At 67.3% G+C, this 1,060-nt stretch carries 1 protein-coding gene; it reads left to right on the top strand.

What is annotated here, in order from left to right; genetic code table 11:
- Positions 1-1,060, top strand: a 1,060-nt coding sequence (locus ACOADB_RS06830; protein ID WP_378597223.1) for a bifunctional metallophosphatase/5'-nucleotidase, incomplete at both ends; no start/stop codon positions are given.

The following is a 1,060-nucleotide window of genomic DNA, read 5'->3' as shown; positions in this document are numbered from 1 at the left end:
CGTACGACTCGTACGGCACCGCGTCGGTGTCGGTGACGTTGCCGGAGTCGATCGGCAACGGTGTCCAGGAGCTGACCGTCCACGGTCCGACCACCAAGACGTCGGTCCCGGTGTTCATCGAGGTCGACGACGTGGAGGACATCCAGATCCTCGGGACCAACGACTTCCACGGTCGTCTGCTGGTCGATGAGACCCCGTCGGACAAGGACTGCGACGACGTCCTGTGCCCGGCCGCTGTCCTCTCGGGCACCGTCAAGCAGTTGCGCACCGAGAACCCGAACACGGTGTTCGTGGCGGCGGGTGACCTGATCGGCGCCTCGACGTTCGAGTCCTTCATCCAGAACGACGAGCCCACGATCGACGCGCTCAACGAGGCCGGTCTCGAGGTCTCGGCCGCGGGCAACCACGAGTTCGACCAGGGCTACGAAGACCTGGTCGGTCGGGTCCAGGACCACGCGGACTGGGACTACATCGCCGCCAACGTCGAGGAGCCGGAGGGTCGTGACGACCTCGCCGAGACGTGGACCAAGGAGTTCGGTGACGTCACCGTCGGCTTCGTCGGCGCCGTCACCGAGGAACTGCCGTCCCTGGTGAGCCCCGACGGGATCCAGGGCCTGACGGTCACGGACATCGTCGACGCCACCAATGCGGCCGCGGCGGACCTCAAGGCGGGCGGTGCGGATCTGGTCGTACTCCTGGTCCACGAGGGTTCCGCCGACACGACCTGCACGTCGCCGCAGTTCACCGACGAGAACACGGTCTGGGGCAACATCACCCAGAACGTCTCGGCGGACGTGGACGCGATCGTCTCGGGGCACACCCACCTCGCCTACAACTGCGCCTTCCCGGTGCAGGAATGGGTCGACGGCGGCCGTGCGGTCACCGAGCGACCGGTGGTGTCGGCCGGTCAGTACGGCCAGAACCTCAACAAGCTCGTGTTCTCGGTGGACGCGAGCACCGGTGACGTGGTCGCGAAGGCCCAGTCGATCGTGGCCCTGAACGCCAGCTCGCCGAGCGACCCGGCCGTCGAGGAGATCGTCAACGAGGCCAAGGCCCTCGC

This window comes from Nocardioides sp. CPCC 206348 (genome assembly GCF_048654705.1).
GTDB lineage: Bacteria > Actinomycetota > Actinomycetes > Propionibacteriales > Nocardioidaceae > Nocardioides.
This window is presented reverse-complemented; position numbering and strand designations above follow the sequence as displayed.